A 26,358-nucleotide genomic window follows, 5' to 3' on the forward strand; every position below is an offset into this window, starting at 1 on the left:
TTTGTAAGCGCCACCGGAGGCACCCTGGTCGTCGGAGCTGGCCCCCTTTGGCAAGAAAGCCTACGTACCACCCCCGTCCCGGGCGGGGGGGGGGGGGGGCCGCGGGGGCTCCCCCCCCGGCGCCCCGCCTCCCCTTTCCCGTGGCGCCCATGGCTCCCGCGGTTCCCGAGTCCTCCGCATCCACCGTCTGGCGAAACGTGAGCATGCAGTACCCGACGAGAACCCCGCCCGTCGGCGAGCGGCCCCGGGCCCGGTCGGCCCTGGTGTCCGTACTCGCCGCGAACATGCTGGTCGACGCATTGGAGGTGTCCGCGACCCTGGTGGCGCTGCCGTCCGTCGGCGCCGACCTCGGACTGTCCGTCCCCCAACTGCAGTGGCTCGTCAGCGGGTTCGCCGCGGGCTTCGGCGGGCTCCTGCTGCTCGGCGGCCGGCTCGTCGAACACCTCGGCCGCCGCCCGGTCTTCCTCGCCGCGCTCCTCGTCTTCGCCGCCGCCTCCCTCGGGGGCGCGCTGACCGACAGCGCGGCCCTGCTGACCGTCACCCGCGTGGTCAAGGGCGGCTGCGTGGCGCTGACCGCCCCCACGGGCCTGGCCATCGTCATGGCGGCCGTCCCCGACGGCCCGGCCCGCCGCCGGGCCGTGTCCCTCTACTCCTTCTTCGGCGCCGCCGGGTTCTGCGCCGGGCTGCTCCTGTCGGGGCTGCTCACCGGCTCCGGCTGGCGCTGGACCTTCGCGTTCCCGGCCCCCGTCGCCCTGCTGCTGTTCGCGGTCGGCCTCGTGCTCGTACCCCGGGACCGGCCCGGTCCCCGCCCGGCCGCCGGGGACCGGTGGCGGGCGGTGACCGCCGCGCTCGCACTGACCGCGACCGTCCTGCTGCTGGTGGACGGACTCAGCGGCCTCGGCGCTCCGGCCGGGCAACGGCACCGCGCGGCCCTCGCGTTCGCGGGGGCACTGGTGTGCGCCACCGTCCTCGTACGGGCCGAACGCACCGCCGCGCGCCCGCTCCTGCGGACCGCGCTGCTGCGGCACGCGCCGCTGCTGCGCTCCGCGCTGGGGGCGGCCGCGCTCAACGGCTCGTACGTGGGCTTCCTGCTCATCGCCACCCTCCACCTGAGGGAGGCCGGCTGGAGCCCCTGGCAGACCGCGGTGGCCTTCCTTCCGGCCGCCGCACCGCTCGCGCTGAGCGCCCTGCACTCGGCGCGGATCGCCACCCGGCTGGGCCCGGCCCGCGCCGTCGCGGCGGGCGCGGCCGCCGCACCGCTCGGCTACGCCCTCTACCCGCACACCGGCGGGGGGCCGGTGCACCACACCGACCTGCTGCCCGCGACCGCCTGCGTGGGCGTCGCGTTCGTGCTCGCCTTCACCGCCCTGCACCTCCAGGCCACCGCTTCGCTCCCGCCCGGACTCCAGGCGGCGGGGGGCGGGCTCTACCAGACCTGCGTACAGCTCGGGGCGGCCCTGACCGTGGCCCTGACGTCCGCGCTGTACGCGGCTGGCCGGGGCTCCGCACTCTGGCTGGTCACCCTCGTCGGCCTGGCCGGCGCGGGCGTCGCCCTCGGTGGGCTGGCGCCCGCGCGCGGCCGTCACCCTCCCGTGCCGGGATCCCCTCGTCTTCCCGACCCGGCACTCCCGACCACGGACGGACGGGGACACCCGTCCGTCCCGACCCGGAAAGCACTATGAACACACTCCACATGTCACAGACATACGAGACAGACAACGGCCTGGTCCACATGACCCGGCCCGACATGGCGATCCTGTCCACGGCCGGGCTGCGCGAGCGCACCCGGATCCTGGAGCAGTACGTCCGTGAGGAACTCGGCCGCATCCTCGGGATCGAGCCGCACCTCGTCGACACCACGGGCCGCCCCATGGGCTGCCTCGGGATCGGCTCGATCTCCGGTATAGAGCTCCAGTACCGGATGGAGGCCACCCTCGGCGTCGACGTGAACCTCCAGCGGCTGCTGCTGGCCAACAGCGCGCAGGAACTCATCGACTGCCTCGCCGGCCAGCTCGGCCCCGAGGCCCACCTGCACGGGGCTGCGGTGACGGCATGACGACGACGACCCTTCTGCCGGCCGCGAACCCGGTGGTGAACCACCGCGACCTCGCGCGCCCCGAGTTCACCCTGTCCGCCGACCGGGTCGACCTGTGGCTGATCCGCCGCCCCACCGGGGCGGACGCCGAAGCCCTGGCACTCGACGACCTGGACGCGTCGGAGCGCAAGCGCACCGACTCCTTCATCCGCAGGTCGGACGGCCTGCTCTACGCCGCCGCGCACGTCGCGGTGCGCCGCCTGCTCGGGCGGTACACGGCCATCGCGCCCCCGGACGTCCGCTTCATGCGCGAGCCGTGCCCCGGGTGCGGAGAGCCGCACGGACGCCCCGCCCTGTCGCCCCCGCCGCCGCCCCTTCACTACTCCCTCTCGCACAGCGGGGGAGTGGCCATGGTCGGTGTCGCCACCGTGCCGCTGGGCGTCGACGTGGAGAAGCTGCCCGGCGCGGAGACGGTCGACATCTGCTCCAGGGCACTGCACCCGGACGAGCAGCTGGAGATCGCGGAGGCGGCGTCCGGCGAGGAGCGGCGGCACCTGTTCGGCCAGATCTGGACCCGGAAGGAAGCATTCCTCAAGGGCATCGGGACAGGGTTGAGCCGTTCGCCCGCCGAGGACTACCTCGGCACCGACCAGGACCGTCACCCCGACGGCTGGACCATGGTCGGCGTCCCCGCCGACACCACCCACGCCGCGGCGGTCGCCGTGACCGGGCCGGTCCCCGCGGTGGTCGACGTCCGGTGGGTGCCCGACCACTGGCTCTCCGCCGACCACGCGGTCTGCGGGGCCACCGCCCCCGGACCGCTCCCCGCGGTCCTCGCCAGCCGACCGCAGATAGGGACGTGACCGGATGACCCGCACCGCCTTCGTCTTCCCGGGACAGGGATCCGCCCACGCCGGTCCGGCAGCGGAGCTGCTCGCCCTGCGGCCGGACCTCGCCGCCACGTACTACCGCACCGCCGACGACATCCTCGGCATCCCGCTCTCGCAACTCCTGCGGGACGGCTCCGCCCGGGCGTTCGAGGATCCGGCGGTGGCCCAGCCGGCCGTCTTCCTGACGAGCCTGGCCGTACTGGAGGTGCTGCGCGGCGAGGGCGTGGAGCCGGACGCGGTCGTCGGGCACAGCCTCGGCGAGTACGCGGCGCTGGTGGCGGCGGGCGTCCTGGAGTGGACCGAGGCGCTGTGGCTCGTCCGGCTGCGCAGCGAACTCGTCGCCACGGTCGGGGACCGCATCGGCAGCTCCACGGTCGCCGTCAGCGGTCCGGGCCGCGCGGACCTGGCGCGACTGTGCGCCGAGGCCCGCGCGGCCACCTCCCGCGTGGTGGAGGTGGCCGGGGACAACGGACCCCGCCAGACCGTGGTCTCCGGGGAGGCGCAGGCGGTGGCCCACGTCGCGGAGGCGGCCGGCGCGGCCGGGGCCCGGGTGACCTGGCTGCGCACGGGCGGCCCCTTCCACTCCAGCCTGCTGCGCGAGGCCGAGGCGGAGTTCACCGAGACGCTGATCGCCACGGAGTTCCGCGATCCGGCCGTGCCGCTCGTCTCCGGTGTCACCGGCGGATGGGTGGCCACCGCCACCGAGGCCGTCGTCGCCCTGCGCAGCCAGCTCACCACCCCGGTGCGCTGGACCCAGGCCGTCGGGACGCTCGCCGCCTCGGGCACCCACCGGTTCGTGGAGGTGGGCCCCGGACAGGTGCTCGGCGGGCTGGTCCGCCGCATCCTGCCCGAGGCCCGGATCCACGCCACGCACACCGCCGAGGGCCTGGCCGGGACGCTCGCCGCCCTCGCCCCCACCCCCGTCTGAGGGCCGTGGCCCCGGGCGGGGCCGCGGCCGCAGTCACGCAGACCCGCCGCGGCGGCCGCGACGGGAGGTCACGACCCGAGGAGCAGTCCGTGGACACCCATCAGCAGGGCCAACTCGTGCGTCTGGTGCGGGGACGGCCCGACACCGAGCAACTGGCGGCGCTGACCGCCGCGGTCCTGGCCCGGGCGGCTGCCTACGAGGGCCAGCACGGCGGCACCGCCGGCGGCGGGCCCGCGCTGGCGCGCCGGTGCCCCTCGGCGCGGACGCGCCCCTTCGCCGGCTCGCACGGCCGGCGTGACGAACCGTCCGGGGCGGCCTGAGCCGGGCGGCCTGAGCCGGCCCCGCCCGGCCCGGCCCCCCGCACGGCCCTGCCCCCGGCACGCCCGGACCCGTACGCCCGGACCCGTACGGCCCGGACCCGTACCGATCGCGGCTCCCCCGCCGCACCCGACCACGCCGTCCCTGCCCCGCCCCCGTACCGCCCCGGCCTCCCGCCCGGGCGGTACGGGGGCGGGGCACCGTCGTGACCACCATCCGGCCGAGAGGGCCGGGAAAGGGATACACCATGAACGTCCACAAGGGACTGATCCTCGACGAGACCGCCAAGTTCCACCTGGACGCGCAGGACGAGCGTCCCTTCGTCCCGGGCACGACCGAGATCTGGCCGGCCGGGGCCGTACTGGACGAGCGGGACCGTACGGCGCTGGTCGAGGCGGCGCTGGAGATGCGGATCGCCGCCGGACCCAGTTCGCGGCGGTTCGAGTCGCGCTTCGCCCGCAAGCTGGGGCGGCGCAAGGCGCACCTGACCAACTCGGGTTCCTCGGCGAACCTGCTGGCCATGACCGCCTTCACCTCGCACCTGCTGGAGGACCGGCGGCTGCGGCGCGGCGACGAGGTGATCACGGTGGCCGCCGGCTTCCCGACGACCGTCAACCCGATCATCCAGAACGGGCTCGTCCCGGTCTTCGTCGACGTCGAGCTCGGCACGTACAACACCACGGCCGAACGGGTGGCCCGGGCCATCGGACCCAAGACCCGCGCCATCATGATCGCCCACGCCCTCGGCAACCCCTTCGAGGTCGCGGAGATCGCGCAACTCGCCCAGGAACACGACCTGTTCCTCATCGAGGACAACTGCGACGCCGTCGGCTCCACCTACGACGGACAGCTGACGGGCACCTTCGGCGACATCACCACCGTGAGCTTCTACCCGGCGCACCACCTCACGATGGGCGAGGGCGGCTGCGTGCTGACCTCGAACCTGGCCCTCGCGCGGATCGTGGAGTCCCTGCGCGACTGGGGCCGGGACTGCTGGTGCGAGCCGGGCGAGACCAACAAGTGCCTCAAGCGCTTCGACTACCAGATGGGCACCCTCCCGGAGGGGTACGACCACAAGTACATCTTCTCCCACGTGGGGTACAACCTGAAGGCCACCGACATCCAGGCGGCCCTCGGCCTGACCCAGCTCGACAAGCTGGACGACTTCTGCGACGCCCGGCGCCGCAACTGGCGACGGCTGCGCGACGGCCTCGACGGCCTGCCGTACCTGATCCTGCCGGAGGCCACCCCGCGCAGCGACCCGAGCTGGTTCGGGTTCGCGCTCACCGTGGACCCGGAGGCGCCCTACACCCGGGCCGCCCTCGTGGACTTCCTGGAGGGGCGGAAGATCGGCACCCGGCGGCTGTTCGCGGGCAACCTCACCCGCCACCCCGCCTACATCGGTGAGCCCCACCGCATCGTCGGCGACCTCACCAACAGCGACATCATCACCGACCAGACCTTCTGGATCGGCGTGTACCCGGCCCTGACCGACGAGATGCTCGACTACGTCATCGCCTCCGTCAAGGAGTTCGTCGGCGGCCGGTCCTGACCGCCGACACCGCCGTGGTCCCGCGCCGAGCCGCCCGCATCCCGCCCGAGACGTCCTTCACCAGGAGCGGACCTTGCCCACGCAACCCGACGACATCGCGGACCTGCGCGCCCAGGTGGGGCTCATGCGCGACCGCATCGAGCTACGGGAACTCTTCGACCGCTACGTCCTCGCCCTCGACGCGCTCGGCGGAGCCGGCCACGACGAGGCCGCCTTCGCCGACCTCTGCACCGAGGACGCCACCTTCCTCTTCCCCATCGGCCGCTGCCGGGGCGTCGAGGGCTTCACCGCCTTCCAGCGGGAGGCCAGGACGCGCTGGGCGCGGACCCATCACCTCAGCACCAACCACTCCGTCACCCTCGACGGGGACGGGGCCGCGCTGCGCGTCCACCTGATCGCCACCCACGTCCACCACGCGGATCCGGAGTCCTCCCGGCCGTTCGAAGTGGGCGGCTACTACGACGCCCGGGCCGTGCGGACCGTGGACGGCTGGCGGCTGAGCGAGGTCGCCTTCCACGTCGTGTGGTCCTCCGGCGACCCCCTGCCCGAGTTCGCCGGGGCCCGGGGGTGAGCGCCCGGTGAACGCCGTCCGCATCGCCGGATACCTCGTCCCCGCGTACGCGCCCGCCCGCGAGCGGGGCCTGCCGCACGAGGGCTCCGGGCCCGCCGCGGCCGGCCCCCGGCCCCCGGCGTCCGGGCCGGCCGGTGCCCACCCGCAGGGCCGGGACTCCGCGCAGGCCCGTGTTCCGGGCCGGCCGTCCGCCGGCCGCCTCCCGTCCGTCGCGCTGACGACGCTGCTGCGCCGCCGGGCGGCCTGGGGGATCGCCCTGGCCCGGTCCCGGGCCGCGCGCCGCTGACCTTCCGACCCCCGATCCGCCAGGAGAACCCGAATGGCCACCTCGCCTCAGCCCGGCACGCCCGGGGTGCGGGCCCTCACCCTCGACGCGGGCGGGATCCCGCTGTCGGGGCTGCTCGCCCTGCCGGCGCAGCCCGTGCCCCGGGCCGTCGTGGTGGCCCTGCACGGCGCCGGCATGAGCGCCGGTTACTTCGACAGCCGGGCCCGCCCCGGGCTCTCGCTGCTCGAACTCGGCGCCTCCCTGGGCTACACCGTCCTCTCCCTGGACCGGCCCGGCTACGGGGCCTCGGCGGCGGCACTGCCCGAGGGGCAGGAGCTCGCCGGGCAGACCGAGACCCTCCTCGCGGCCCTGGAGGACTTCGCCCGCGGCCACGAACTCGGAGCGGGCTACTTCCTCGTGGCCCACTCCAACGGCGGCCGGCTCGCCCTGTCCGCCGCGGGCGCCGGGGGCGGTTTCGCGCCGCTCGGCGTGGACCTGTGCGGGCTCGGCCGGCGCTTCGCCGTGGAGCTCGGGGAGCTGCCCGGGGCGGCGGACCTGAGGGGTCAGTGGCGCCGCCACTGGGGGGCGTTGCGCTTCTACCCCCCGGACGCCTTCCGGCAGGGCGCGGAACTGATCCGTCCGGTGCCGGTCCTGGAGGCCCGGGAGACCATGCGCTGGCCGGACATGTATCCCGCCGTCGCGGCTCGGGTGGGGGTCCCCGTCCGCTTCACCTTCGCGGAACAGGAGCTGTGGTGGAGGACCGACGGCGCGGCTCTGGAGGAACTCCTGAGTCCGCTGCCTCGGGCCGCGGAGGCCGTCCGCCAGCCCGATTCCGGCCATAACATCAGTCTCGGCTGGGCCGCCCGCACCTACCACCTGCGGGTCCTCGCCTTCCTGGAGGAGCGCCTGCTCGCCGGCGACGCGGCCCTCGCCGCCCCCGTGGCGACGCCCTGACCGATACCTGAACAAGGTTGACGCGGATCTGACATAAAGCCCGTTGACCCGTGGATCGGCATCAATGAGGCTTTTCGTGAGCATCCCGAGACGTGTAACGAATCCGTCATACCGGGGCACGTCACCTCGTTCTGCCTGCACTCGCTTTGATTCATAAGATTCATCCCGAAAAGGAACACACATGAGTGACGTGAAGGACCTGGTCCAGGTCGCCGGCATCATCGACGCCGAAGAGGCCGCTCTGCTGGCCGAGGAGGGCGTCGACTGGTTCGGCTTCCCGCTCCGCCTCCCGTCGGGCAAGGACGACATCTCCGAGGCCGCGGCCACGGAGATCATCGCCGGCCTGACCGCCCCTCAGGAGGGCGTCCTCATCAGCTACATGACGGATGCCGACGAGATCAGCGCGTTCACCACCCAGCTCGGGGTCAAGGCCGTCCAGCTCCACGGCGACGTCGAGCCGGAGCAGCTGCGCAAGCTCAAGGCCAACCGCCCCGACCTCTACGTGCTCAAGAGCCTGGTCGTGAAGGAGGACAACGCCGAGGAGCTGCTGCAGCTCGTCGACGAGGTCGCGGACGTGGTGGACATGTTCATCACCGACACCTTCAACCCGGCCACCGGTGCCAAGGGCGCCACCGGCCTCACCCACGACTGGAACGTCAGCGCCGAGCTCGTGCGCCGTTCGCCCAAGCCCCTGATGATGGCCGGCGGCCTGAGCCCGGAGAACGTCGCGGACGCGATCCGCTTCGTCAAGCCCGCCGCCGTCGACGCCCACAGCCTCCTTGAGGGCAGCGACCGCCGCAAGGACCGCGCCAAGGTCGCGAAGTTCGTGGCCGAGTCGCGCCGCGCGTTCGCCGAGATCGCGGGCTCCTGACCGCGGTACCCACCATGCGGTTGCGGCCGCCCGGGGCCTCCTGGCCCCGGGCCCGGCCGCAGCCCGTCTCCACCGACCGACGAGAAGCAGGTTCTCATGGCGACCGGCCACCACAACGTCCACCCGCTGCCGCAGACCAACCAGCTCCGGGCCATGCACACGATCATCCGCGACCGCGACGCGTCGCGTGCGGACTTCGTGTTCTACTCCCGGCGCATCATCCGGCTCCTGCTCGAATCGGCCCTCGACCAGCTGCCGTTCGACAAGCAGAAGGTCGTCACGCCGGTCGGCGAGACCTACGAAGGGCTCACCTTCGGCCCCAAGCTGTGCGCCGTGCCCGTGATCCGGGCCGGTGACTCCATGGTGGACGAACTGCGCGAGGTCGTGCCGAACATCCCCGTCGGCAAGGTCCTCATCCAGCGGGACAAGACCACCAAGCTCCCGCACCTCCTCTACCAGCACCTGCCGGCCGACATCGCGGACCGGCACGTCCTGCTCCTGGAGCCGATGCTCGCCACGGGCGGCAGCGCCAACGCCGCCATCGGCGTGCTCCTCGAAGCGGGCGTCCGCGAGGAGCACATCGTCTTCGTCAACTTCCTCGCCGCCCCCGAGGGCATCGCCGCGGTCCACCGCGAGCACCCGGCCGTCAAGATCGTCACCTCCTCGGTCGAGGAACGCCTCAACGAGCACGCGTTCATGATCCCGGGCATCGGCGACTTCGGTGACCGCTTCTTCGGTACGACCGACTCGGGCGCCGCCCGATGAAGAGCTCCCGCACCCTGGCGGACTCCGCGCTCACGGCGCTGGCGCCCGCGATCTGGGGTTCGACCTACCTGGTCACCACGGAACTGCTGCCCGAGGGGCGCCCCCTGCTGGCGGCGGTGCTCCGCGCCCTGCCCGCCGGCCTGATCCTGGTGCTCTTCGGCCGGACGCTGCCCAAGGGAATCTGGTGGTGGCGGGCCCTGGTCCTGGGCGTCCTCAACATCGGCGCCTTCTTCTACCTGCTCTTCGTCGCCGCCTACCACCTGCCGGGTGGTGTCGCCGCGCTGGTGATGTCCATCCAGCCGATGATCGTGCTGCTGCTCGGCGCCGTCCTGCTGAAGGAGAAGATCAAGCGGATCCACCTGGCGGCCTGTGCGCTCGGCGCGGCCGGTGTGGCGCTGCTCGTCCTCCAGCCGAACGCCGGGCTGAACGCCACCGGTGTCATCGCCGGCCTGCTGGGCGCGCTCAGCATGGCCTCCGGCATCGTGCTGACCAAGCGCTGGGGACGCCCCGAGGGCGTCGGCCTGCTCCCCTTCACGGGCTGGCAGCTGACCGTCGGCGGTCTGGTCCTGCTCCCGATCGCGCTGATCGGCGAGGGCCTGCCCGACGCGATCACCGGCAAGAACATCTGGGGCTTCCTCTACCTCGGCATCATCGGGGCCCTGTTCGCCTACGCGATCTGGTTCCGCGGCGTGCAGCGCCTGCCCGCCCTGGCCGTCTCGTTCCTGAGCTTCGCCTCCCCCCTGGCGGCCACCCTGCTCGGCTACTTCGTCCTCGACCAGTCGCTCTCGCCGCTCCAGATCGTCGGGGCGCTGATCGTCGTCGGCGCGGTGTTCCTGGCCCAGCCGCGGCCCGGCCGCAAGAAGCCGGAGCCGGAGCCCGAGCCCGGGGCGGCCCGCCCGACCCCGCGGGAATCCGTCGAGGCCTAACGCCCCGACGGCCTCCCGCCCGAGACTCCCCGCCGCCGGGCCCCTTCCCCCCGGGCGCGGGCGGGGAGCGGTGGTGGCACACCGCGGTCTCCCCCGTCCGCGGTGTGCCGCCCACCCCCCCCACACACAAGAGACCAGAACGCGCACCACTCCGTGAGAGGACCGAGACCGTGCCCCACGTCCACGTCAGGCACTACCCGAGGAACTTCACGGACGAGCAGCTCAGGGCCATCGACGAAGCGGTCACCGCCGCTGTGACGAGCACCTTCGCCACCGGGGAGGACACCGTCTCGATCTCCCTTGAGCCGGTCACACCGGAGGACTGGGAGAGCCAGGTCCTCGCCGAGATAGCGGCCCACCGGGACGAGCTGATCAAAGCGCCCGGCTACTGGAACGAGAGTTGAGAGAGCCCCGATGAGCGCAAGCAACGGCATCCCCGTCGTCTACACCGAGGAGGTCCGCGAGGCCCTCCACGAGGGCGCGGCCGTCGTCGCCCTGGAGAGCAACGTCATCACGCACGGCCTGCCCTACCCGGACAACGCGGCCACCGCCCGCAAGGTGGAGGACGCCGTACGGGCCGGTGGCGCGGTGCCCGCGACGATCTGCATCGAGGCCGGTGAGATCCGGGTCGGCATGAGCGACTCCGACATCGAGCGCTTCGCCTCCCTGCCCGGCATCCCCAAGGTGTCCAGCCGGGACCTGCCGGTCGTACTGGCGCAGGGCGGCCTCGGTGCCACCACCGTGGCCACCTCCGTCGTCGCCGCCGAGCTCGCGGGGATCCCGTTCTTCTCGTCCGCCGGCATCGGCGGCGTGCACCGGGGCGCCCAGGAGACCTGGGACGTGTCCTCGGACCTCATCCAGTTCACCCGCTCCAAGGTCGCCGTCGTCTGCGCGGGCGCGAAGATGATCCTCGACCTCGGTCTGACCCTGGAGTACCTGGAGACGCAGTGCGTCCCCGTCGTCGCGTACCGCTCGGACGACTTCCCCGCCTTCTACTGCCGTACGAGCGGCCACAAGGCGCCCCACCGCCTGGACGACGAGCAGGTCATCGCCCGCGCCGTCGAGGCCCACTGGGCCCTCGGCAACAACAGCTCCTTCCTGATCACCACCCCGGTCAGGGAGGAGGACGCCATCGACTCCACCGAGGTGGACACGGCCATCCGCGCCGCGGTCGCCGAGGCCACCCGTGACGGGGTGTCGGGCCAGGCCATCACCAAGTACCTGATGCGCGCCGTCGACGCGGCGACCGAGGGCCGTTCGGCCAAGGCCAACATGGCCGTCCTCGCCTCCTGCGCCGAGGCGGCCGGCCGGCTGGCCGTCGCCCACTCCCGCCACCTCGCCGAACTCGCGGGCCGCTGATCCGTCCCGCCCACAGGCGTTGTCCGTACCACCACCGCACCACGCGTTGACCTCAGTCTGGAGAGACACATGTCCGAGAAGCTGTTCGAGCCGGTCACCCTGGGGAAGCTGGCCCTGAGCAACCGAGTGGTCATGGCGCCCATGTCCCGCAACCGGGCGACCGCCGAGGGCCTGGCCACCGACCTGATGGCCACCTACTACGGCCAGCGGGCCGGCGCCGGCCTGATCATCACCGAGGGCGCGCAGCCCAGCGCCGTGGGCCAGGGCTTCGGCAACAGCCCCGGTCTGCACACCCAGGAGCAGGCCGAGTCCTGGAAGCCCGTCACCGAGGCCGTGCACGCCGCCGGCGGCAAGATCGTGGTGCAGCTCATGCACGCCGGCCGCATCGGCCACCCCTCGCTGTACCCGAGCGGCCACCAGTCGGTCGCCCCGTCCGCCGTCGCCGCGGCCGGCCAGGCCTACGGCCCCGAGGGTCCGCTGGACTACCCGGAGCCGCGCGCCCTGACGGTCGAGGAGATCGCCGAGGTCGTCAAGGAGCACGCGGACGCCGCCGAGCTCGCCATCGAGGCCGGCTTCGACGGTGTCGAGGTCCACGCGGGCAACGGCTTCCTGCTCCACCAGTTCCTGGCGGAGAACAGCAACCAGCGCACCGACCAGTACGGCGGCTCGGTCGAGAACCGCGTCCGCTTCGCGATCGAGGTGATCGAGGCGGTCTCCGAGCGCATCGGCGCCGACCGCGTCGGCGTGCGCATCTCGCCGTCGAACCCGTACAACGACATCGTCGAGGGCGACACCCACGCCCTTTACGAGGCGCTCGTCGCGGCCCTCCCGCCGGTGGCCTTCCTGCACATCCTGGAGGGCGGCAACCGCGACCACATCGCCGCCCTGCGCGCGCAGTGGACCGGCACGATCATCCTGTGCCCGCACCCGGAGAACGGCGTCCCGGTCTCGGCCGAGATCGCCACCGAGGCGCTGGAGACCGGTGTCGCCTGCGCGGTCGCCTTCGGCTCGGCCTTCCTCGCCAACCCGGACCTGACCGAGCGCATCCGCACCGGCGCCGCGCTGGCCGAGGCCGACCAGAGCAAGTTCTACGGCGGCGACCACACCGGTTACACCGACTACCCGACGCTCGCCGAGGCCGGCGCGGCGTGAGCGAGACCGGGCAGATGCTGCTGTTCTCGGGGCGCGCACACCCCGAGCTGGCCGAGGCGATCGCCGCCGAGCTGGGCACGACGCTGGTCCCGACGAAGGCGATCGACTTCGCCAACGGCGAGATCTACATCCGCTACCACGCCTCCGTGCGCGGCGCGGACTGCTTCGTGGTCCAGAGCCACACGGCGCCGATCAACAAGTCGATCATGGAACAGCTGATCATGATCGACGCGCTGAAGCGGGCCTCGGCCCGCAGCATCACCGTGATCCTGCCGTTCTACGGGTACGCCCGCCAGGACCGCAAGCACAGCGGGCGGGAACCCATCTCGGCCCGCCTGGTGGCGGACCTGCTCAAGACGGCCGGCGCGGACCGGATCCTCACGGTGGACCTGCACGCCGACCAGATCCAGGGGTTCTTCGACGGCCCCGTGGACCACCTCTTCGCCATGCCGGTCCTCGCGGACTACATCGGCTCCAAGGTGGACCGCGAGGACCTGACCGTGGTCTCGCCCGACGCCGGCCGCGTGCGCGTGGCGGACGGCTGGTGCGACCGGCTGGGCGCACCGCTCGCGATCGTCCACAAGAGGCGCGACAAGGACGTGGCCCACCAGGTCACGGCCCACGAGGTGGTCGGCGACGTACGCGACCGCGTGTGCGTACTGGTCGACGACATGATCGACACCGGCGGCACCATCTGCGCCGCGGCCGACGCCCTCTTCGCCCAGGGGGCGAAGGACGTCATCGTGGCGGCCACGCACGGGGTGCTCTCCGGCCCCGCCGCGGACCGGCTGAAGAACTCCCGCGTCAGCGAGTTCGTCTTCACGGACACCCTGCCGGTGCCCGGGGCGCTCGGACTGGACAAGGTCACCGTCCTGTCCATCGCCCCGCTCATCGCCGGAGCCTCTCGCGAGGTCTTCGAGAACGGATCAGTGACCCGGCTCCTCCAGAGCCGGTGAACGCCCGGACGGACGGGCCGACGGGGGCCCGTCCGTCCGTTGGGGGAGGGCGGCCGCACGCACCGCGCCGTTCCGGTCATCCCGGGTGGTGAGGCTCCGGCCTCGCGCCCTCGTTCTTCGGTTTTCCCGGCCGGACAGTGTTCCGGCCTCCGACGCCCACCGTGCCGCGGCTTCCGCCTCCCGGCGGAACCGCTCTCCACGCGCGGGTGAGGTGTCGCATCGCGGGCTCACCGACACACCGGGGCCCGGTGCGGGGGCGTTTCGTACGCGCCCGTTGCTCCACAACGGAACGTAAGGAAGCGGGAAATGACTCTTCAGGAGACCAGCGTGCTCGAGCCCACCCTGCGCGGCACCACCACGTTGCCCGACCTGCTGGCGAAGCGGGTCGCGGAGCACCCCGAGGCGACCGCCGTCGCCTACCGGGACGAGAAGCTCACCTACCGTGAGCTGGCGTCCAGAAGCTCCGCCCTCGCCGAGTACCTCAGACACCTCGGGGTCTCGACGGACGACTGCGTCGGCCTCTTCGTCGAGCCGTCCATCGACCTGATGGTCGGCGCCTGGGGCATCCTGTCCGCCGGCGCCGCCTACCTGCCGCTGTCCCCGGAGTACCCCGAGGACCGGCTGCGCTACATGATCGAGAACAGCCAGGCGAAGATCATCCTGGCGCAGCAGCGCCTGGTCTCCCGCCTGCGCGAACTGGCCCCGCAGGACGTCACGGTCGTCACCCTGCGCGAGTCCGAGGCGTTCGTCCTGCCCGAGGGCCGGGTGGCCCCGGCCATCGAGGGCGCCCGCCCCGACAGCCTCGCCTACGTCATCTACACCTCCGGCAGCACGGGCAAGCCGAAGGGCGTGATGATCGAGCACCACAGCATCGTCAGCCAGCTCGGCTGGCTGCGCGAGACCTACGGCATCGACCGCAGCAAGACCATCCTGCAGAAGACCCCGATGAGCTTCGACGCCGCCCAGTGGGAGATCCTCTCCCCGGCCAACGGCGCCACCGTCGTCATGGGCGCCCCCGGCGTCTACGCCGACCCCGAGGGCCTCATCGAGACCATCGTCAAGTACGGCGTGACCACCCTGCAGTGCGTCCCCACCCTGCTCCAGGGCCTGCTCGACACCGAGAAGTTCCCCGAGTGCACCTCCCTGCAGCAGATCTTCAGCGGCGGCGAGGCCCTCTCGCGCCTCCTGGCGATCCAGACCACGCAGGAGATGCCCGGCCGCGCCCTGATCAACGTCTACGGGCCGACCGAGTGCACCATCAACTCCTCCTCGTACGCGGTCGACCCCGCCGAGCTGGACGAGGCACCGCAGTCCATCTCCATCGGCGCCCCGGTGGCCGACACCGAGTACCACATCCTCGGCAAGGAGAACCTCAAGCCCGTCGGCATCGGGGAGATCGGCGAGCTGTACATCGGCGGCGGCCAGCTGGCGCGCGGCTACCTGCACCGCCCCGACCTGACCGCCGAGCGCTTCCTGGAGATCGAGCTCACCGAGGGCGCCGGACCCACCCGCCTGTACAAGACGGGTGACCTGGGCCAGTGGAACCCGGACGGCACCGTGCAGTTCGCCGGCCGCGCCGACAACCAGGTCAAGCTGCGCGGCTACCGCGTCGAGCTGGACGAGATATCCCTGGCGATCGAGAACCACGACTGGGTGCGCAACGCCGCCGTCATCGTCAAGAACGACGGCCGCACCGGCTTCCAGAACCTCATCGCCTGCGTCGAGCTGAGCGAGAAGGAAGCCGCCCTGATGGACCAGGGCAACCACGGCTCCCACCACGCCTCGAAGAAGAGCAAGCTCCAGGTCAAGGCGCAGCTGTCCAACCCGGGCCTGCGCGACGACGCCGACCTCGCCGGCCGCACCGCCTACGACCTGCCGGGTGCCGAGCCGACCCCCGAGCAGCGCAGCCGCGTCTTCGCCCGCAAGACGTACCGCTTCTACGAGGGCGGCGCGGTCACCGAGGCCGACCTGCTGGCGCTCCTCGGCGGACAGGTCCCCGCGGCCTACTCGCGCAAGGCCGCCGACCTGGCGCCCGCCGAACTGGGCCAGATCCTGCGCTGGTTCGGCCAGTACCTCAGCGAGGAGCGGCTGCTGCCCAAGTACGGCTACGCCTCCCCGGGCGCGCTGTACGCGACGCAGCTGTACTTCGAGCTGGAGGGCGTCGGCGGGCTGAAGCCGGGCTACTACTACTACCAGCCGCAGCGCCACCAGCTGGTCCTGATCAGCGAGAAGGCCGCCACCGGCAAGCCCACCGCCCACGTCCACTTCATCGGCAAGCGCGGCGGCATCGAGCCGGTCTACAAGAACAACATCCAGGAGGTCCTGGAGATCGAGACCGGCCACATCGTCGGCCTCTTCGAGCAGGTGCTGCCGTCCTACGGCCTCGACATCCGCGACCTGGCGTACGAGCCGGCCGTCCGCGACCTGCTGGACGTGCCCGAGGAGGACTTCTACCTGGGCACCTTCGAGCTGGTCCCGCACGCGGGCCGGCGCGAGGACCACGCCGAGGTCTACGTCCAGACGCACGGCAGCAAGGTCGCGACCCTCCCCGAGGGCCAGTACCGCTACGCGGACGGCAAGCTCACCCGCTTCTCGGACGACATCGTCCTCAAGAAGCAGGTCATCGCGATCAACCAGTCGGTGTACCAGGCCGCCAGCTTCGGCATCTCGGTGATCAGCCGCGCCCCCGAGGAGTGGATGCACTACGTCACCCTCGGCAAGAAGCTGCAGCACCTGATGATGAACGGCCTCGGCCTGGGCTTCATGTCGTCGGGCTACAGCTCGAAGACCGGCAACCCGCTGCCGGCCTCGCGCCGGATCGACTCCGTCCTGCACGCCAACGGCGTCGAGAGCGGTCCGTCGTACTTCTTCGTCGGCGGCCGGGTCAGCGACGAGCAGCTCGGCCACGAGGGCATGCGCGAGGACAGCGTCCACATGCGCGGCCCGGCGGAGCTGATCCGTGACGACCTCGTCAGCTTCCTGCCGGACTACATGATCCCGAACCGGGTCGTGGTGTTCGAGCGGCTGCCGCTGTCCGCCAACGGCAAGATCGACGCGAAGGCGCTCGCCGTCTCCGACCAGGTCAACGCCGAGCTCGTGGAGCGTCCCTTCGTCGCCCCGCGCACCGAGACCGAGAAGGAGATCGCGGAGGTCTGGGCCAAGTCCCTGCGCCGCGAGAGCGTCTCGGTCCAGGACGACTTCTTCGAGTCGGGCGGCAACTCGCTGATCGCCGTCGGTCTGATCCGCGAGCTCAACTCGCGCCTGGGCGTCTCCCTGCCGCTGCAGTCCGTCCTGGAGTCCCCCACGGTCGAGAAGCTCTCCCGCCGCCTTGAGCGCGAGGTCGCGCAGGAGTCCTCCCGCCTGGTGCGCCTGCACGCCGAGACCGGCAAGGACCGCCCGGTGCTGTGCTGGCCGGGCCTGGGCGGCTACCCGATGAACCTGCGCACCCTGGCCGGCGAGATCGGCCTCGGCCGCTCGTTCTACGGCATCCAGGCGCACGGGATCAACGAGGGCGAGGCCCCGTACGCGACCATCACGGAGATGGCCAAGGCCGACATCGAGGCCATCAAGGAGCTCCAGCCGAAGGGCCCCTACACCCTGTGGGGCTACTCCTTCGGCGCCCGCGTCGCCTTCGAGACCGCCTACCAGCTGGAGCAGGCGGGCGAGAAGGTCGACAACCTCTTCCTGATCGCCCCGGGCTCGCCGACCGTGCGCGCCGAGAACGGCAAGGTGTACGGCCGTGAGGCGTCCTTCGCCAACCGCGCCTACACGACCATCCTCTTCTCGGTGTTCACCGGCACCATTTCGGGACCGGACCTGGAAAGGTGCCTGGAATCCGCCACGGACGAGGAGTCCTTCGCCGGGTTCATCAGCGAGCTGAAGGGAATCGACGTCGACCTGGCGAAGCGGATCATCTCGGTCGTGGGTCAGACCTACGAATTCGAGTACTCGTTCCGTGAGCTGGCCGAGCGCACGCTCGACGCGCCGGTGACCATTTTCAAGGCCCGCGGCGACGACTACTCGTTCATCGAGAACAGCAACGGCTATTCCGCCGAGCCGCCGACGGTCATCGACCTCGACGCCGACCACTACAGCCTGCTCCGCACCCCGGACATCGGCGAGCTGGTCAAGCACATCCGGTACCTGCTCGGAGAGTAGGGGAGAGCCGGTAGCGGAACACGGCCGCCCCGTCGGAGAAATCCGGCGGGGCGGCCGTTTTTTTGCGTTTCCGGACGCGTGCGGCAGGAAGCTGCGAAAAGCATTCCGAATTCTGACGCAAGTTGACGGCGCCCTGACATCCGGCCGGTTGACGTGCGTCTGAGGACTGGAAGAGACTTCTTATAATCCAGGCGGACCGCCCCCCATCACCGCATAGCCGACTCCGTCGACGACCGTTCGGAAATTGCCGCCGTCTTTCTGACGAGGAGTTATCACCCATGCGTTTCCAGCTCATCGGACCATTCGAGATCGTCACGGACGACGGCAGGACCTACCGGCCCGGTACCCCCAAGGTCTGCCAGACGCTGGCCCTGCTGCTGACGCGGCCGGGTGAGATCGTGACGGCCGACGCGCTCATCCAGGAGCTGTGGGGCGAGACGCCTCCGCGCAGCGCCGTCACGACGCTCCAGACGTACGTCTACCACGCCCGCCGGATGTTCGCGCAGGAGGAACTGGCACCCGCCGGCCGCTGCCTGATCGTCACCAGCCCGCCCGGCTACTCGATCCAGGTGGAAGACGACGAGATCGACATCCGGATCTTCGAGAAGCTCGTCTCGCGGGCCCGGGCCGAGCTGGCGGCGGACGAACCCCTCACGGCGCTGGGCACCGTCCGCGAGGCGCTCGACCTGTGGCGCGGGCCCGCCCTGTCGGGCATCCCGACCGGCGACGCGCTGAGCGGCCACGTGGTCCACCTGGAGGAGCTGCGCATCCGGGCCTTCGAGATCCGCATCGCCTGCGAGGAACAGCTGGGCTGGCACCGCGAGTCCATCCCCGAGCTGCGCCGGCTGACCAACGACTACCCGCTCAACGAGTGGTTCCACAGTCGGCTCATCGGCACCCTCGGCGCCGCCGGGCGGCGTGCGGAGGCCCTCCAGGCCTACCAGAAGGTCCGCAGGCTCCTCGCCGACGAGCTGGGACTGGAGCCGTCGCGGGAGCTCAAGCAGCTCCAGGCGCGGCTGCTGGCCCCGGTGCAGGTACCGCCGCAGGTCGCGGCGCCGGTTCCGGCGCGCTCGGGGGTCTGACCGCGGGCCGGGCTCAGCCTCCGTAGGGACGCGCGGTGCGTCCCTCGCGCAGGGTGACGCCCCACCAGGCGAGCTGGTCCAGCAGGACGGAGGCGGCCTTGCCGCTGCCGTCCTCGTCGTGGGGGCGGCCCTCCTCGTCGAACCTCTCCCAGGCGTTGTGGAAGCTGACGGTGTCGCGCATCGTGACGGCGTGCAGTTCGGCGAAGACCTGCCGCAGCTGCTCGACGGCACGGTGGCCGCCGGCCATCCCGCCGTAGGAGACGAAGCCGACCGGCTTGGCGCGCCAGCCGGAGTAGACGTGGTCCAGGGCCAGCTTGAGCGAGGCCGGGTAGCCGTGGTTGTACTCCGGGGTGACCACCACGAACGCGTCCAGGGCCGCGACCCGTTCGGCGAGGCGGGGGGTCAGGCCGGGCGCCGGCGGTTCGAGCGTGAGTCTGAGCTCCTCGACGAGTTCCGGTTCGGCCAGGTCGATGACGTGGATCTCCATGTCCTCGCGGCCGGCGGCCTCGGAGAGGAACCAGCGGGAGACCGTGTCGGCGAAGCGGCCGGTGCGGACGCTGGCGATCAGGACGCCTACCTTGAGCGGGCTGACGGACATGGCAGTACCTCTTCCACCGGGTGACTGGGGGCCTCGCGGCCGGTGATCCAGAACGTATGACCTCAAGTCGACTTGAGGTCAAGCGGTGGGCGGAAGGGTCCGGAGCCGCCGGACCGGGCCCTCACGCCGTCCCTCCAGCGGCCCGAGACGGCACCGGCGGAATCTGGACGCGCAACGGGTGTCGGAGAAGGAACGGGGGCAACGGGTGGAACTCGACGGCAGGGTGGCCGTGGTCACCGGCGGGACGAAGGGCCTGGGGCTCAGGATCACCGAGGCGTTCGTCGCCGAGGGAGCCCGGGTCGTCGTCGCCGCCCGGGGGGTGGAGGGAGCGCGGGAGGCCCTGGCGCCCCTCGGGGACCGTGCCGTCTTCCACCGGGCCGACGTACGCGACCCGGGGTCCGTCCGGGCGCTGATGGACGGCGCCGCGGAGCGGTTCGGCGGGATCGACGTCCTGGTGGCCAACGCGGGGGTGAGCCGCCCCGGGCCCCTCGCGGGGCTGTCGGCCGGCGACTGGGCCGAGGCGCTCGACACCAACCTGGGCGGCCTCTTCCACTGCGTCCAGGCGGCGGTGCCGCACCTGGAGCGCAGCCCGGCGGGCCGGATCATCGCCCTGTCCTCCGCCCTGGCCTCCCGCCCCACGCCGGGCGCCGCCTCGTACTGCGCCACCAAGGCGGCGGTGGAGATGTTCAGCAAGGTGGCCGCGCTGGAGCTGGCCCCGAAGGGCATCACCGTCAACTGCCTGTCGCCCGGGTTCATCGACGAGGGCATGGGCCGGCGGCTGAAGCAGAACCCGCAGGTGTGGAGCCGGTACGCGCCCAAGGTCTCGGTGGGCCGGATGGGCCGGGGCGAGGAGGTCGCGGGCGCCGCCGTCTACCTCGCGGGGGCGGGCGCCTCCTACGTCAACGGCCACGTCCTGGAGGTCAACGGCGGCCTGGGCTGGTGACCGGCCCGGAGCCGGACGGTCGGACCGCCTGGACTCCGGCCCCACGGGCTCCCGGACCGGGCTCCCGGACCCCTTCAGACCCCGGCGCGGCGCTCGGCGAACCGGCGGGCCCGGCCCTCCGCGAAGTCCCGGGCGTGGTGCAGGGTCGCCGTGCTGTTGGTGCTCAGCGCCGTGCGCACGTAGGCGCGGGCGTCCTCCACCGTCGCGGCGGGGCCCAGCACCCGCGCGATGTTGGCGGTGTTGAGGGTGACCGTGTGCTGGGAGGAGGCCAGGACGCCGCCCTCGCCGTCCTCGGTGAACGTCCAGTACCCCGTGTGCAGGCTCATCAGCGCGGGCAGGGTCGTCTGCTTGTAGGCGATCCGCTCGTACGGGAAGGTCACCCGGTAGGACTTGGTGGTGTGCACCGAGCCGTCCTTCGCGCGGGTGTCCATCTCCAGCTCCTGGAGGCCGGGGGTGTCCTCGGTGAGCCGGACGACCGCCACGTGGGGCAGCCGCTCGGGCCACAGGTCCGCCTCGTTGACGAAGTCGAAGACGTCCGAGGCCGATCCCTCGACGCGCACCGTGTCCTCGAAGGAGAAGGTCAGGTCCTCGGTGGCATGGGCGTGCTCGACGTTGGTCCTGAGAGCGTCCAGCTCGGAGCGGGAGTTGCGGTCGACGGCCCGGTCGATCCAGGCCAGGCTCTCCGGGTCGTCGTCGACGGCCCGGTAGTCGTGCAGCAGCCGCACCCGCGAGGAGGACGGCGACAGCGGCTCGATGATCCACGTCCCGCCCATGGCGGCGACCGGCGGGGCGGGGACCTCCTGGCGGAAGGTGATCGTCAGCCGCTCCGGGTCCAGGGTCCGCCGGGAGGTCCAGTTCTTGGGCTCGCCGTTGGCGGTGGCCCAGATGCGGATGCGCTCCTCGTTCCCGCCGAGCGGGGTGTGGTCCACGTAGATGGTCGGGGGGAAGATCCGCGGCCAGTTGCGGACCTCGGCGATCAGGCGGTACACGGCGGCGGCCGGGGCGGAGACCGTGATCTCGTGCTCCACTTCGCGGGGGCCGGGCTGCGGCATGGTCGTGCTCCTCGGAATCGGGGTTCGTGATCGGTGCGTCCGGCCGCACGCGCGGGCGTGCGGGGACGGGGCTCAGAAGTTGCCGAGGCCGCCGCAGACGTTGAGGGCCTGCGAGGTGATGGAGGCGGCCGTGTCGGAGGCGAGGTAGCCCACCAGTCCGGCGACCTCCTGCGGGGTCGAGTAGCGGCCGAGCGGGATCTTCGCCTGGAACTTCTCCAGCACCGCCTCCTCGGAGGTCCCGTAGGCGGCGGCGTAGCCCTGGCGCACGCGCTCGGCCATCGGGGTCTCGACGTAGCCGGGGCAGACGGCGTTGACGGTGATGCCCGTCGGGGCCAGCTCGTTGCCCAGCGCCTTGGTGAAGCCGACCACGCCGTGCTTGGACGCCGAGTAGGGGGCGCCCAGGACCACGCCCTGCTTGCCCGCGGTGGAGGCGATGTTGATGATGCGGCCGCGGTTCTTGGCCCGCAGGCCACCGGTGTTCAGGGCCTCCCGGGTGACCCGGAAGACACTGGTCAGATTGGTCTCGATGACGTCGTTCCACAGCTCGTCCGCGAGGTCGGCGGTGACCCCGCCGCCCGAGCGCCCGGCGTTGTTGACGACGACGTCGAGGGTGCCGAACCGGGCGACGGCCGCCTCGATCCACGCCCGGACGCCCTCGCCGCTGCGGACGTCGACGCTCGCGCCGTCCACCTCCAGGCCCTCGGCGGTGAGCTCCTTCACGGTGCGCTCGACGTTGTCCGCGTCCCGGGCACCGATGAAGACCCGGTGCCCCGAAGCGGCGAGCGTACGGGCCACCTCCAGCCCGATTCCGCTGGTCGCCCCGGTGACGACGGCAACACGCTTGGTCTGGTCCGGCATGAGAACTCCTCGGCGAAATCGACGGGTGGCGCACGCGGAGACTCCGGTACGGCGGTGGAGGGGGGCTCGAAGGGCCCTGGTACCCGGTGCGCACCGGCCCCGGCCGGACCCGCGCCGGCGCCCCGAGCGCCCCCGCGAACGGCCGCCGGACCACCGGCTCTCCATCAGGGGTCGAGCGGGTGTTCACAAGCTCGACGCGACACCGCACGCGAGAGGCGACCATGATCAATCTCTTCCAGCCGCAGGTCGGAGCTGAGGAACTCGACGCGGTCGCCGGGGTGTTCGAGGACCGGCGGCTGGGCAACGGACGACGCACCGAGGCCTTCGAGGCGGCCTTCGCCGCCCACCTGGGCGTCCCCACGGGCCACACCGTGTTCACCAGCTCGGGCGCCACGGCCCTGCACCTGGCCATGGAGACCCTCGGCCTGCGCCCCGGCGACGAGGTCGTCCTGCCCTCCATCGGCGTCCCCGCCACCGCCGAGGCCATCGCCGCGCGCGGCGGCCGGCCGGTCTTCTGCGACGTGGACCGGCGCGGCCTCAACCCCTCCCTGGAGGACATCGAGGTCCACCTCGGCGACCGCACCCGGGCGGTGCTGCTGCTGCACTACGGAGGCCGGGCCGGCGACGTCGTACGGATCGCCGCCCGCTGCCGCGAACTCGGCGTCGTCCTCATCGAGGACGGCTCCTGCTCCCTGGCCTCCAAGGTCGGCGACCGCCCCGCCGGCACCTTCGGCGACCTCGCCGTCTGGAGCTTCGACGCGGGCCGGGTCCTGGTCACCGGCGACGGGGGCATGGTCTACGCCAAGGATCCCGAGCGGGCCGCGCGCACCCGCCACCTCGCCCGCCACGGCCTGGTCCGCGCCAGCGGCTTCGGCCACGGCACGCCGCCCTGCGGGCCGGGCGAACCGGACCTGCCCGAATACGGCCGCGGCATCCTCGGCAACGACCTGACGGCCGCCATCGGCTCCGTACAGCTGCGCCGGCTCCCGGAGATGATCGAACGGCGCAAGGAGATCGCGGGCCGGTACGACCGGCTGCTCGAAGGGACCGAGGGGCTGCTGACGCCGCCGCCGCTGCCCGAGGGCCACGAGTCCACCGAGTGCCTCTACTGGGTGCAGATGGACCCGGCCATCCGCGCCGGGGTCGTCGCCGACCTCCTCGCCGAGGAGATCTACACCACCTCCCACCACGCCCCCCTGCACCGGTTCCCGGCCGACGACCCCGTGGAGGCGCCGGCCACGCTCCCCTCCTGCGACTGGGCGGTCGACCGCACCGTGCGCCTGCCCCTGCACCCCGGTCTGACCGACGCCGACGTACGCACCGTCACCGACGCCCTGCGCGCGTCGGTGCGGGCCCGGCACCGCACCGAAGAAGGACTCACCGTGAAGGACACCCCATGAGCCGCCGCGTCGTCATCACCGGGATCGGCGTCGTCGCGCCCGGGGGAGTGGGCACCGGGCAGTTCTGGGCCCGGCTCACCTCCGGGCGCACCGCCACCCGCGCCATCAGCCTCTTCGACGCCACCGGATACCGCTCCCGGATCGCGGCCGAGGTCGACTTCGACCCGCTCGCCCACGGGTTCACCCCCGAGGAGGCCGCGCGCCTGGACCGGGCCGCGCAGTTCGCCCTCGTCGCCGCCGACGAGGCCCTCCTCGACAGCGGCCTGGACACCGCGGCGCTGGACCCGGCCCGTACCGGGGTCTCCCTGGGCAGCGCCGTCGGCTGCACCACCGGCCTCGACACCGAGTACGACGCCGTCAGCCGGGGCGGATCCACCTGGCAGGTCGACCACACCCTCGCCGTCCCGCACCTGTTCGACTACTTCGTGCCCAGCTCGCTCGCGGCCGAGGTGGCCTGGCGGGTGTCGGCGCAGGGGCCCGTCGCCCTGGTCTCCACCGGCTGCACCTCGGGGCTGGACTCCATCGGGCACGCCGTCGAGCTGATCCGCGAGGGCAGCGCCGACGTGATGGTCACCGGGGCCACCGAGGCCCCCGTCTCCCCCATCACCGTCGCCTGCTTCGACGCCATCAAGGCCACCTCCCCGAACAACGAGGACCCGGAGACCGCCTCCCGCCCCTTCGACGCCACCCGCAACGGGTTCGTCCTCGGCGAGGGCTCGGCCGTCCTGGTCCTGGAGGAGCTGGAGAGCGCCCGCCGGCGCGGCGCGACCGTCTACGCGGAGATTGCCGGTTTCGCCAGCCGCGGCAACGCCTACCACATGACCGGGCTGCGCTCCGAGGGCGTCGAGATGGCCGAGGCGATCACCGTCGCCCTCGACGAGGCCCGCCTCGACCCCACCGCCGTCGACTACGTCAACGCGCACGGCTCCGGCACCAAGCAGAACGACCGCCACGAGACGGCCGCCTTCAAGCGCGCCCTCGGCGAGCACGCCCACGCGGTCCCGGTCAGCTCCATCAAATCGATGATCGGCCACTCGCTCGGCGCGATCGGCTCCCTGGAGGTGGCCGCCAGCGCCCTGGCCATCGCGCACCACACGGTCCCCCCGACCGCCAACCTGCGCACCCCGGACCCCCTGTGCGACCTGGACTACGTCCCGCTGACCGCGCGGGAGCACCGCACCGACACGGTGCTCAGCGTCGGCAGCGGCTTCGGCGGCTTCCAGAGCGCCATGATCCTGACCCGCCCGCGCCTGGGAGATGCCGCATGACCACGGACACCGTCACCGCCCCCGGGACCGCCGCCGCCCCCGCCGCCGGGCCCGGGACCGGGCCGGCCGCGCCCGTCGTCACCGGCATCGGCGTCACCGCCCCCAACGGGCTGGGCACCGAGGCCTGGTGGGCCGCGGTGCTGCGCGGCGAGAGCGGCATCCGCCCGCTCACCCGCTTCGAGGCCGACCGGTACCCGGCCAAGCTGGCCGGCGAGGTCCGCGACTTCGACGCCGCCGACCACCTCCCCGGCCGGCTCCTGCCGCAGACCGACCACGTGACCCGGCTCGCCCTCACCGCGGCCGACGAGGCCCTCGCCGACGCCGGCGTGGACCCGGCCGCCCTGCCCGACTACGCGGCGGGCGTCATCACCGCCAGCTCCGCGGGCGGCTACGAGTTCGGCCAGCGCGAGCTCCAGGCGCTGTGGAGCAAGGGCAGCCAGTACGTCAGCGCCTACCAGTCCTTCGCCTGGTTCTACGCCGTCAACAGCGGCCAGATCTCCATCAGGAACGGCCTGCGCGGCCCCAACAGCGTCCTGGTCAGCGAGCAGGCCGGCGGCCTCGACGCGGTGGCCCAGGCACGACGCCAGCTCCGCAAGGGCACCCGGCTGCTCGTCACCGGCGGCATGGACTCCTCGCTCTGCCCCTGGGGCTGGGCCGCCCACCTCGCCGGCGGCGAACTCAGCACCCGCGAGGACCCGCGGCGGGCCTACCTGCCCTTCTCCGCCGACGCCGACGGGCACGTGGTCGGTGAGGGCGGCGCCCTGCTGATCCTGGAGGACGCGGCCGCCGCCCGCGAACGCGGCGCCACCGGCTACGGAACGGTGGCCGGGTACGCCGCCACCTTCGACCCGCGGCCCGGCTCGGGCGGCGCCCCCCGGCTCGGCGACGCCGCCCGCCAGGCCCTGCGCGAGGCCGGCGCCGCCCCGGACGAGGTCGACGTGGTCTTCGCCGACGCGGCGGGCCGGCGGGACGCCGACCGCGACGAGGCGCGGGCGATCGCCTCCCTCTTCGGGGAGTACGGGGTCCCGGTGACCGCGCCCAAGACCATGACGGGCCGCCTCGGGGCGGGCGGCGCCGCCCTCGACCTGGCCGCCGCGCTGCTGTCCCTGCGCGACGGGGTCATCCCGCCGACCGTCCACACCGGCCGGCCCGCCGCGGACTGCCCGGTCGACCTGGTGACCGGCCTGCGGCGCCCGGAGCGGCTGCGTACGGCCCTGGTCCTGGCCCGGGGACGCGGTGGGTTCAACGCGGCCATGGTGGTCCGCGCCCCCTGAACGGCACCTCGCGCGACCCCCGGCTCCGGTACCGGCGCCGGGGGTCGCGGCGCGCGGGGGTCAGGCACCGAGGGGGCCACCGCCGGGTCGGAAGCGGTTGATGGCGTCGAGGTGCTGCGCGCGCAGCTCGTGGTCGCGGATGCCGAGGCCCTCCTCGGGGGCGAGGGCGAGGACGCCGACCTT

Annotated in this window: 25 protein-coding genes; 22 read left to right on the forward strand and 3 right to left on the reverse strand. The window is 72.7% G+C overall.

Annotation, left to right across the window (positions count from 1 at the left end):
* Positions 1-203: 203 nt before the first annotated feature.
* From ACZ5D2_RS39185 to ACZ5D2_RS39270, 18 genes are all read left to right on the forward strand, one after another.
* Positions 204-1,682 carry an MFS transporter gene (locus ACZ5D2_RS39185; protein ID WP_331733710.1) on the forward strand — a complete coding sequence of 493 codons (1,479 nt, stop codon included), beginning with the start codon at positions 204-206 and terminating at the stop codon, positions 1,680-1,682.
* Between the two features lie 11 nt (positions 1,683-1,693).
* Entirely contained in the window at positions 1,694-2,056 is a 363-nt protein-coding gene (locus ACZ5D2_RS39190) for an acyl carrier protein (protein ID WP_266845259.1), read from the forward strand.
* The gene (locus ACZ5D2_RS39195; protein WP_331733584.1) at positions 2,053-2,898 is read left to right on the forward strand and encodes a 4'-phosphopantetheinyl transferase family protein; all 846 of its coding nucleotides are present in this window, start codon (positions 2,053-2,055) and stop codon (positions 2,896-2,898) included. Before ACZ5D2_RS39190 ends, ACZ5D2_RS39195 begins: the two co-directional genes overlap by 4 nt.
* A 4-nt stretch (positions 2,899-2,902) precedes the next feature.
* A complete protein-coding gene (locus tag ACZ5D2_RS39200) occupies positions 2,903-3,853 on the forward strand; it encodes an ACP S-malonyltransferase (RefSeq protein ID WP_331733582.1) in 951 nt (316 codons plus the stop codon).
* An 89-nt stretch (positions 3,854-3,942) separates the two neighbouring features.
* Positions 3,943-4,173: an acyl-CoA carboxylase epsilon subunit gene (locus tag ACZ5D2_RS39205; protein ID WP_331733580.1), complete on the forward strand. Its 231-nt coding sequence runs from the start codon at positions 3,943-3,945 to the stop codon at positions 4,171-4,173.
* Positions 4,174-4,418: 245 nt separating this feature from the next.
* Positions 4,419-5,723, forward strand: coding sequence for a lipopolysaccharide biosynthesis protein RfbH (rfbH, locus tag ACZ5D2_RS39210; protein ID WP_331733578.1), 1,305 nt, complete (start codon positions 4,419-4,421; stop codon positions 5,721-5,723).
* Between the two features lie 73 nt (positions 5,724-5,796).
* Positions 5,797-6,294: a nuclear transport factor 2 family protein gene (locus tag ACZ5D2_RS39215; protein WP_468936338.1), complete on the forward strand. Its 498-nt coding sequence runs from the start codon at positions 5,797-5,799 to the stop codon at positions 6,292-6,294.
* A gap of 7 nt (positions 6,295-6,301) precedes the next feature.
* Entirely contained in the window at positions 6,302-6,580 is a 279-nt protein-coding gene (locus tag ACZ5D2_RS39220) for a hypothetical protein (protein WP_331733574.1), read from the forward strand.
* Positions 6,581-6,613: 33 nt separating this feature from the next.
* Positions 6,614-7,513, forward strand: coding sequence for an alpha/beta fold hydrolase (locus ACZ5D2_RS39225; protein ID WP_331733572.1), 900 nt, complete (start codon positions 6,614-6,616; stop codon positions 7,511-7,513).
* A 181-nt stretch (positions 7,514-7,694) separates the two neighbouring features.
* A complete protein-coding gene (locus tag ACZ5D2_RS39230; protein WP_468936342.1) occupies positions 7,695-8,384 on the forward strand; it encodes a phosphoribosylanthranilate isomerase in 690 nt (229 codons plus the stop codon).
* A gap of 96 nt (positions 8,385-8,480) precedes the next feature.
* Positions 8,481-9,149 carry a uracil phosphoribosyltransferase gene (gene upp, locus ACZ5D2_RS39235; RefSeq protein WP_331733570.1) on the forward strand — a complete coding sequence of 223 codons (669 nt, stop codon included), beginning with the start codon at positions 8,481-8,483 and terminating at the stop codon, positions 9,147-9,149.
* Positions 9,146-10,075, forward strand: a complete 930-nt coding sequence (locus ACZ5D2_RS39240) for an EamA family transporter (protein WP_331733568.1) — start codon at positions 9,146-9,148, stop codon at positions 10,073-10,075. Before upp ends, ACZ5D2_RS39240 begins: the two co-directional genes overlap by 4 nt.
* A gap of 170 nt (positions 10,076-10,245) precedes the next feature.
* On the forward strand, positions 10,246-10,479 hold the full coding sequence (locus ACZ5D2_RS39245) for a tautomerase family protein (protein ID WP_331733566.1): 234 nt from the start codon (positions 10,246-10,248) through the stop codon (positions 10,477-10,479).
* A 10-nt stretch (positions 10,480-10,489) separates the two neighbouring features.
* Entirely contained in the window at positions 10,490-11,434 is a 945-nt protein-coding gene (locus ACZ5D2_RS39250; protein ID WP_030237956.1) for a pseudouridine-5'-phosphate glycosidase, read from the forward strand.
* Between the two features lie 69 nt (positions 11,435-11,503).
* Positions 11,504-12,586, forward strand: coding sequence for an alkene reductase (locus tag ACZ5D2_RS39255; protein ID WP_331733560.1), 1,083 nt, complete (start codon positions 11,504-11,506; stop codon positions 12,584-12,586).
* A 14-nt stretch (positions 12,587-12,600) separates the two neighbouring features.
* Positions 12,601-13,542: a ribose-phosphate diphosphokinase gene (locus tag ACZ5D2_RS39260; RefSeq protein WP_030237951.1), complete on the forward strand. Its 942-nt coding sequence runs from the start codon at positions 12,601-12,603 to the stop codon at positions 13,540-13,542.
* A gap of 306 nt (positions 13,543-13,848) precedes the next feature.
* Positions 13,849-17,700 (forward strand): amino acid adenylation domain-containing protein, encoded by a 3,852-nt coding sequence (locus ACZ5D2_RS39265; RefSeq protein WP_331733558.1) that lies wholly within the window; start codon positions 13,849-13,851, stop codon positions 17,698-17,700.
* Between the two features lie 278 nt (positions 17,701-17,978).
* The gene (locus ACZ5D2_RS39270; protein ID WP_331733555.1) at positions 17,979-18,782 is read left to right on the forward strand and encodes an AfsR/SARP family transcriptional regulator; all 804 of its coding nucleotides are present in this window, start codon (positions 17,979-17,981) and stop codon (positions 18,780-18,782) included.
* A gap of 13 nt (positions 18,783-18,795) precedes the next feature.
* Here ACZ5D2_RS39270 and ACZ5D2_RS39275 read toward each other — a convergent pair whose 3' ends face one another.
* Complete coding sequence (locus ACZ5D2_RS39275; protein ID WP_468936350.1) at positions 18,796-19,380, reverse strand: NADPH-dependent FMN reductase; 585 nt, start codon at positions 19,378-19,380, stop codon at positions 18,796-18,798.
* Positions 19,381-19,585: 205 nt separating this feature from the next.
* Between ACZ5D2_RS39275 and ACZ5D2_RS39280 the strand changes: the two genes are divergently transcribed.
* Positions 19,586-20,323, forward strand: coding sequence for an SDR family NAD(P)-dependent oxidoreductase (locus tag ACZ5D2_RS39280; protein ID WP_371681554.1), 738 nt, complete (start codon positions 19,586-19,588; stop codon positions 20,321-20,323).
* A 74-nt stretch (positions 20,324-20,397) separates the two neighbouring features.
* Here the strand turns inward: ACZ5D2_RS39280 and ACZ5D2_RS39285 are convergent, their stop codons facing one another.
* Both ACZ5D2_RS39285 and fabG read right to left on the reverse strand, forming a co-directional pair.
* Positions 20,398-21,375 carry an aromatase/cyclase gene (locus tag ACZ5D2_RS39285; protein ID WP_331733546.1) on the reverse strand — a complete coding sequence of 326 codons (978 nt, stop codon included), beginning with the start codon at positions 21,373-21,375 and terminating at the stop codon, positions 20,398-20,400.
* Positions 21,376-21,447: 72 nt separating this feature from the next.
* Positions 21,448-22,233 (reverse strand): 3-oxoacyl-ACP reductase FabG, encoded by a 786-nt coding sequence (gene fabG / locus ACZ5D2_RS39290; protein ID WP_331733543.1) that lies wholly within the window; start codon positions 22,231-22,233, stop codon positions 21,448-21,450.
* 221 nt (positions 22,234-22,454) lie between these two features.
* On the opposite strand from fabG, the gene ACZ5D2_RS39295 reads away from it, so the two are divergent.
* Genes ACZ5D2_RS39295 through ACZ5D2_RS39305 form a run of 3 tightly spaced genes read left to right on the forward strand, consistent with a single transcriptional unit; the run spans position 22,455 to position 26,175 of the window.
* Positions 22,455-23,633, forward strand: coding sequence for a DegT/DnrJ/EryC1/StrS family aminotransferase (locus ACZ5D2_RS39295; protein WP_331733541.1), 1,179 nt, complete (start codon positions 22,455-22,457; stop codon positions 23,631-23,633).
* Positions 23,630-24,901, forward strand: a complete 1,272-nt coding sequence (locus tag ACZ5D2_RS39300; RefSeq protein WP_331733537.1) for a beta-ketoacyl-[acyl-carrier-protein] synthase family protein — start codon at positions 23,630-23,632, stop codon at positions 24,899-24,901. Before ACZ5D2_RS39295 ends, ACZ5D2_RS39300 begins: the two co-directional genes overlap by 4 nt.
* Positions 24,898-26,175: a ketosynthase chain-length factor gene (locus ACZ5D2_RS39305; RefSeq protein ID WP_331733534.1), complete on the forward strand. Its 1,278-nt coding sequence runs from the start codon at positions 24,898-24,900 to the stop codon at positions 26,173-26,175. The genes ACZ5D2_RS39300 and ACZ5D2_RS39305 overlap by 4 nt, the downstream gene beginning before the upstream one ends.
* Positions 26,176-26,358: the final 183 nt, after the last annotated feature.

This window comes from Streptomyces sp. NPDC031479 (assembly GCF_055581065.1).